This window comes from Halobacillus sp. BBL2006 (genome assembly GCF_000786645.1).
Taxonomy (GTDB): domain Bacteria; phylum Bacillota; class Bacilli; order Bacillales; family Halobacillaceae; genus Halobacillus.
Window position 1 is genome coordinate 1 of the sequence record NZ_JRNX01000072.1, and the last position, 7,291, is coordinate 7,291.

Here is a 7,291-nt window from a genome sequence, read left to right on the forward strand (position 1 = left end):
CGAATCCCTCCTGGGACGCTAACTATTAAAACACCGAAACCTTTGGTTCAAAGGTTTTGGTGTTTTTTTGTGCAGCTTTATGAGATGAACACATTTATCTGCTACAGCCGTAGAAAGATTTTTAGAAATTTTTTTCAAAACGTCCATCTTAATTTGATATCATGATAGGTAGAATTTTTAGAGGAAATTATACTCCAATCCTGTCTATTCTATTTGCATTAGTCGGTTTTAGTATCATCAAAACAAGTAGTAAGAATAAAGAAACTCAAAAAGATGAAAATCAACAAAAGTATGGATGGAAAAGTAACGGTTAATGCCTGTGGAGTATCTCTCGGCAGGCTTTTATATTTGTTTACATGAGTAATGAAGCTGATCCATGGTTAGGATATATTGAATTTTCAGAAAAGTTAATTTATACTACACTCACAAGCTTTTAGCTATATTTTTTTGGATACTACATACCAACCGGTTAGTATATATATCTATAGGAGGCAGTTATGAATAATAAAATGAATCAAGTGAAAGAGACTTCTCAAGAGCGAAAAGAAAGATTGACTTACAGTGCTAGAGAGAGAATCGAGCTGCTTGCTGATGAAGGCTCTTTTTTGGAATTAGGGGCTTCCGCTCATTCCTCAGTTCCTGGTATGGAAGAGCGTACACCGGCGGACGGCTTAATTGGAGGAATAGTTCGAGTGGACGGAAGAGAGGCCGTTGTTCAGGCGATGGATGTGAGCGTATTGTCCGGCACAGAAGGGGAGGTACACTTACGTAAAAGTGAATTCTTTCATTCCTATGCGAAAAAGAGGAAGCTGCCGCTTTTTAATTTATGTGAAGGCGGAGGCTTAAGGATGCCGGATGGGATGGGGTCTGATGGAATTAGTGATAAATTGTTTCCTTCCTCCTTATTGGATCATTCTCGTGAAAGCCCGATCATGACAGCTATTCTTGGCGAAAGCTATGGAGGACCAACATGGATGGCAGTTACCTCTGATTTTGTTACTCAAGTAAAAGGAACAGGAATGGCGGTTGCGGGTCCACGGATGCTGGAAATGGCGAGTGGAGAACACCTGACGGCTGAAGAGCTTGGAGGACCCGATATGCATGCGGTCCATACCGGGCAAATTGACCACATTGCTGAAAACGAAGAAGAAGCAATCAGAGCGCTGCGCCGTTTTTTCAGTTATATGCCTTCTTGCTCCGATGAAACACCGCCCTGCACCGAGGCTGTTCATCCCGTTTCTATTGATTCTATAAATATTGAAGAAATTGTTCCCTCTAATCCAAGGCGTCCCTATGATATGCAATCCTTACTTGCTGTTCTCTTTGATGAAAGCTCATTCATGAACTTCCGCTCCTTTTATGGAAAGGCCTTGATCACTGGTCTTGCTCGCTTAAACGGTCAGGTTACGGGCATTGTAGCGAATCAGCCACTCTATATGGCAGGAGCTCCGGGACCTGAGGAATGTGATAAAGTCGTGGATTTTATTTGTCTCTGTGATTCGTACCATATCCCGCTTATCTTCCTTCATGATACGCCTGGATTTCGGATCAGCAGTCGTGCTGAAAAGCAAAAAATGCCATCGAAAATAATGAATTGGAATACAGCTTTAGCTAAATCCACTGTGCCCAAGTATTCAATCGTCATTCGGAAAAGTATCGGGGCGGCTTATGGAAACATGTGCGGACCTGGCATGGGAGCGGATGTAGTCGCCGCTTGGCCCCATGCTGAGATTAATTTTACCGGTCCAGAAGTAGGCGTGAATGTTGTGTACGGAAAGCATATAAGAAACTCGGAAGACCCGAACAAGGAGCGGGCAAGGTATCTGGAACAATGGAATTTTGACAGTTCTCCTAATAAGGCAGCAGGGAAGTTTTTAATACAGGATATTATTGAACCAAATCAAACGCGTTCATTTCTAATTCGTTTTTTAGAGTCGGCAAATGCTTCCGGAGCGGTAAAGAGTAAGAGACGTCTCGCTGATTGGCCCATGTCTCATTAAGGAGGAATTCCCTATCAACAATCGTACAGACACTCGAAAAGGTGAAACATTTTACAAGAGTGGAAAGAAGCCATTATTTATGTACTTGCAGCAGCATGCCGAAGAACGTCCCATGGATACAGCTTATATCTACTACGGCAGTTCGTTGACTTGGGGAGAGTTGCTTGAAAAGGTGCAGAGTCTAGCCGGCTATTTGGTCCAGAATGGTTTTGAAAAAGGAGACCGGATTGGATTGTTCATGCAAAACAGTCCGCAGTATATAATCGCTCACTATGCCATTCAATATATCGGGGCGATTGTTTGTCCGCTGAATCCTATGTACAAAGCTAATGAACTGGACTATTTACTTAACGAAGTAGACATGAAGGGTGTTTTCGCTGGAGGAGAACTTCTTCCAGAAGCCCGGAAAGTTAGCGAACGTCTACAGCAAATCATCGTCGTTCGCTATGATAATTTTATTCCTGAAGATTCGACCTGGAATGTGCCTGAAGATCTCCAAATAGCAACTCTTGAACTCAACAAAAATGAAAAACATTGGTCCGAGATTATGAAAAACGCTGAACCTTTGACGGAGCCGGAAGAGGTGGATCTGGAAGACACAGCGCTCCTCGCCTTTACATCCGGTACAACGGGACGTCCGAAAGCAGCGATGCTAACTTATAAGAATGCTTTATACAAAACAGCAGCCGCCGTGGAAACAAATGGCGTTACTGATAAAGAAACCTGGCTTTCAGTTATGCCACTTTGCCATATTGCAGGGATGGTCATGGGAGTGAATATCCCGGCGTATACGGGCTCGCCATGTGTATTGTTTGCCCGGTTCGATCCTCCAGAAATTCTGAGAGCTCTTAATGAGTACGATGTCAGCGTGTGGTATAGCATTGCACCGATGAATGAAGCTCTATTATCAATTGCAGAGGGTACACGATTGGATCATCTGCGGTTAAATCTATGCACAAGTTTTGGCATGCCGGTAACAGAAAAGTTAGCAGAAAGATGGCGAGAGATTGCACCTCAGTGTGTGTTGTTTGAGGCTTCGTACGGGTTAAGTGAGACGCACACGGTAGATACTTACATGCCGCAGGACAACATTAAATTTGGCTCGGTTGGTCTTCCTATTACAGAGACCTTCATAGAAATTCGCGATCCAGCGACAGGGGAACCGCAGCTGACCGAAGATCCTGGGGAAATCGTGATCCAGAGTCCAGGGGTATTTAAGGGATATTGGAATCGTCCAGAAGCTACATCTGAAACTCTTTATAATGGATGGCTTCATACAGGGGATATCGGATACTATGACGATGATGGATATCTATATTTTCAAGGCCGAATTAAAGAAATGATCAAATCTTCAGGTTTTAGTATTTTCCCGGAAGATGTCGAAGCCCTACTTAAAGAACACGCGGCAGTATCCCAGGCAGCCGTCATTGGTATTCCTGATGAGAGCAGAGGGGAAGTGGTGAAAGCTTTCATTATTCTTAAAGAGGACTACTCTTTGAATGAAAGTGAATTAAAAGAGTGGGCGAAAGAGAACATGGCCCGTTACAAGGTACCGGTACAGGTGGAATTTCGTGAATCACTGCCTCAAACAGGTGCAGGTAAAATATTAAGACGTGTTTTAAAGGACCAGGAAAGATAGAAATTTAAATATACGAGAGAAAAGTGGGAGAATCCGTATAATAGAACAGCACAGATTCTCCCTTCTTCCTTTATAAAATCAACTTCTTATGTGATATCAATGTTGGCACCAGGTCCTTCTTTAGGACGGTTTTGATTCGTACGGTGCAAGTTCTCTTTTTCTTCAGGTAAGCTTTCTTTAGGTGTGTTGTTGTTTGTCAGCGCTGCGTTTCTTTGTGCTTTTCTTTTTTTCAATGAGCTCAAGCCTCCTTTATGCGTCTTATAAAATAGTTTGCTTCCGAAGGAATAGAGGTAATCGAGGTAATTTTTACAACCCTCTCGAAGATTGGTTCAATAGTTGAGAGGCGGAGAGAGGATTCTCTACGGAGAACTTAAATCGAAAAAGCTGAAACCTTTTAAGGCTTCAGCTTTATTTATAACCTAATTTAGACGGAGGCCTCTTTTATGCATTTGGAAGAGGTTATTTTTTTATAGATCAGTATTACCCATATTAGGAAGATTATCACGCATATTCTCCATCGCTTGATTATTTCGGGCACGCTGAGCGAGTTGACGGAATCCACCGTTACGGTTCATTCTTGTAATTCCATACATCGCAGCTGCACCGACTGCACCGGCTACTAATAAAGACGTGCTACGGCCTCGATTATTCATTTATTTTAACCCCTTTGAATTGATTTTGTGGTGTTTCCTGTAGTTATGGACTACACAAACACTCCATTAGTTTGGGTCTTTTTTTAATCTCTAGTCTGGTAACTATTCCCGGATTTTTGAAAAGGAATCCATGAGATTTGTCAGCTTTATACTCCTTGTAGAAAATTCATCAATGCATGATTAAATGCTCGGTGTTCTCTTATCGGAAGCTGATGTAATGCTCTACTTACTAACACACTTTTCATTTGGGGAATGTTATCTTCATATAATTTGACATAGGAGCGTATGTGACTGAATTGACCATATAATAAAAGCACCGGACAATGAATACGCCCTAAATCATCCGTACATCGATATTCCATGCTCTTCTCATAAAATTGAAAGGCGGTTTGCGGGTCTGCTTGTACACAATCCTGAAACAGCAATGTTTGATCTTCATCTGTAATCTTATGGGTTTTCGCTAAAAGGCTACTTAATAGTTCGCTTTTTCCGTTTTGGACAAGTTTCATACCTAAATGAAATTGTGTTCGTAACAAGCCTGTACTTACTTCTGAAAAGCCACCTGCAAGGACAAGGGCTTTTACTTTATCGGGATATCTGAGGGTGAAGTCTTGAGCGATCGTGCCGCCAGCTGAATACCCTGTGATGATGGCCTTCTCGATTCCTATTTTATCAAGAAAGAGGGCTAAATCATTAGAATGTGCTGAGATAATCGGACTTTCATCACAGTTCCCGCTGCTGCCATGTCCTCTAAGGTCATAGGTAATGATTTGGTAGTGACTGGATAGTTTTTGCTGGTATTTAAAAACGTGATGCCCCATGTGTGGGGGATGTATGAATACAATTGGAAATCCTGTGCCAACTGACTTGTAATAAAGTGAGAATGAAGGTTTTATTTCGGTGAATGGCATCATCCATTCCCTCCTGTTTATCAAAAATCTATAATATACTCAGCATGGTTTACAATCAGGTTTATTATGCGCAGTGCTTTCATGACTCATTAGCTGACATATTTTTTTGTCCTGATTCAGGCGGTTCTACTGCCCCTGACGAGCTCTCTAAAGTTCAGCCCTCTGATGCGAAAAATAAGATTGGGAATATACGCAATCAGTGATATAATATTTTGGACGAACTATTTTAGAGGGGTGAGAAAGAAAGCTGTGAAAGTGAGCGTAGATGGATATTTGAAAGTGATAGAAAAAACGGATCATTATGAATGCGAAGGTTGTGGCAAGAGGATGAGTCCACGCCGTATAACATTTATCAATCATATAAATATAGACGTCTTATTAGAATGTAGAAGCTGTGGAACAGCTCTGCCTCTTTTATTGAAGGAAACATGCCTAACACCTTAACGGGTGTTTTTTATTTTGGCTATTTTATTACTTAGGGGGTCGTTCCTCCTAGTCATTATTAAATGGAATAGGAAAACGGTGAGACTCCTCTGGGGAATCGGACATTTGTTAGACCCCGGAAGGTAGCCGTTTCCCGGTTTTTTTATTTTTTTCAGAAAAATTCAAAATAGCATTAACTTTAATACATAAGTGTGTTAAAGTAAAATAAGCCTTTTGTAGGAACCCTTTATTCTCTCTATTGAGGAATAACATTTTTATGATCTCACTCTTTCATGAGTGAGATCTTTTTTTTAGTAAAATCACAGTTACTTGAACCCCTTTTAAATCCAGGATAGAAACTTTTTTTCTAAAGTGTTTCTAGAAATTTCATGTATACATAATGGGATAACCCGGGTATAATAACAGAACAAACGTTCGTATTATTGAGGTGTTAATTGTGGATTATACAGGTTATCCGCGAAACGATGTATTATGCATCGATATGCGTAGTTTTTATGCAAGTGTTGAATGTATGAAAAGAGGACTGGATCCGAAGACAGCGTTACTTGCTGTAGTGGGGGATACGAGCCGCAAAGGCAGTATCGTTTTGGCTGCTTCTCCCATGTTGAAAAAGAAACATGGAATCAGTAATGTCAGTCGTTTTTTTGAATTACCGGATGATCCGAATCTGGTCATTGCACCTGCTCATATGGGAGATTATTTAGAGGTGTCTGTGGAAATAACGAAGATGATTAAGAATTATGTCCCTCAGGAAGCGATTCATGTGTACTCTGTTGATGAATTGTGGGTGACGATCAATGGGCTGCAGAAACTGTATGGAAACCCTTATGACATTGCTTATATGATCCAAGCGGAGATTAGAGAGCAGTTCGGAATAGAGTCTGTTATCGGGATCGGTGACAATAAGTTTCTTGCTAAGGTGGTCATGGATATCCACGCAAAAAAAGCGGACGACGGAATTGCAGAATGCCGTTATGAAGATGTAGCGGAGAAGTTATGGCCTTGTGATATTCATGATATATGGGGGATTGGTTCACGAATGACCAGAAACCTGAATCGAATGGGGATTCTTACGCTCGGCCATTTGGCCAAACATCCGCTCAAGTACTTAAAGAAAAATTTTGGGATTATGGGTGAGCAGCTCTACTGGCATGCCTGGGGAATTGATTTAAGTCCGGTATATGGAAACTTTGTAAAAACGGAGCAGAAGTCTTATGGTCACGGCATCACCTTACTCAGGGACTATGAAAAAGAAGAGATTTATGCGTGTCTGCTCGACTTATGTGAAGAAGCATGCAGAAGGGCAAGAATGGACGATAAAGAAGGCCGGACTGTGCACCTTGGTATTGGATATTCAAGTGAAACAGGCGGTGGATTCAGCCGGTCGATGTCTGTCCAGATGCCAACGAATATCACGATGGATATGTATGCGGTTTGTTTGACACTGTTTCACCGGTTTTACGATGGGGTGAGTAAGATCAGGAGAGCTTCCGTAGCTTTGACAAACTTGGGAGATGAATTCGATGTGCAGCTCAGCTTGTTCGATAATCAACCTAAGAAGAAGGACCTGGCAGCAGCTATGGATACGATTCGCGATAAGTATGGCTCAACGGCCGTCCTGAGAGCGAGCAGCTATACAAGTGG

6 protein-coding genes are annotated in these 7,291 nt (G+C 41.7%); 3 read left to right on the forward strand and 3 right to left on the reverse strand.

Annotated elements, in window-relative coordinates:
* Nucleotides 1-497 precede the first annotated feature (497 nt).
* Both LD39_RS02725 and LD39_RS02730 read left to right on the forward strand, forming a co-directional pair.
* Nucleotides 498-2,000: an acyl-CoA carboxylase subunit beta gene (locus LD39_RS02725; protein WP_369793211.1), complete on the forward strand. Its 1,503-nt coding sequence runs from the start codon at nt 498-500 to the stop codon at nt 1,998-2,000.
* 79 nt (nt 2,001-2,079) lie between these two features.
* Complete coding sequence (locus LD39_RS02730; protein WP_081988259.1) at nt 2,080-3,639, forward strand: class I adenylate-forming enzyme family protein; 1,560 nt, start codon at nt 2,080-2,082, stop codon at nt 3,637-3,639.
* 86 nt (nt 3,640-3,725) lie between these two features.
* Here LD39_RS02730 and LD39_RS22470 read toward each other — a convergent pair whose 3' ends face one another.
* The 3 genes from LD39_RS22470 to LD39_RS02740 all read right to left on the reverse strand — a co-directional run bounded on the left by LD39_RS22470 (nt 3,726) and on the right by LD39_RS02740 (nt 5,206).
* Nucleotides 3,726-3,872, reverse strand: coding sequence for a hypothetical protein (locus LD39_RS22470; RefSeq protein WP_156112555.1), 147 nt, complete (start codon nt 3,870-3,872; stop codon nt 3,726-3,728).
* A 234-nt stretch (nt 3,873-4,106) separates the two neighbouring features.
* The gene (locus tag LD39_RS02735) at nt 4,107-4,292 is read right to left on the reverse strand and encodes a hypothetical protein (RefSeq protein ID WP_035542643.1); all 186 of its coding nucleotides are present in this window, start codon (nt 4,290-4,292) and stop codon (nt 4,107-4,109) included.
* Between the two features lie 146 nt (nt 4,293-4,438).
* Nucleotides 4,439-5,206, reverse strand: coding sequence for an alpha/beta fold hydrolase (locus LD39_RS02740; RefSeq protein WP_052158701.1), 768 nt, complete (start codon nt 5,204-5,206; stop codon nt 4,439-4,441).
* A gap of 877 nt (nt 5,207-6,083) precedes the next feature.
* On the opposite strand from LD39_RS02740, the gene LD39_RS02745 reads away from it, so the two are divergent.
* A partial coding sequence (locus LD39_RS02745) for a UV damage repair protein UvrX (protein ID WP_035542645.1) occupies nt 6,084-7,291 on the forward strand: 1,208 nt, incomplete at its 3' end.

Bases quoted from the DNA above. Each gene is read 5' to 3' on its own strand.
- LD39_RS02725 (WP_369793211.1), top strand. From the start codon at position 498: ATGAATAATAAAATGAATCAAGTGAAAGAGACTTCTCAAGAGCGAAAA.
- LD39_RS02730 (WP_081988259.1), top strand. From the start codon at position 2,080: ATGTACTTGCAGCAGCATGCCGAAGAACGTCCCATGGATACAGCTTAT.
- LD39_RS02735 (WP_035542643.1), bottom strand. From the start codon at position 4,292: ATGAATAATCGAGGCCGTAGCACGTCTTTATTAGTAGCCGGTGCAGTC.
- LD39_RS02740 (WP_052158701.1), bottom strand. From the start codon at position 5,206: ATGATGCCATTCACCGAAATAAAACCTTCATTCTCACTTTATTACAAG.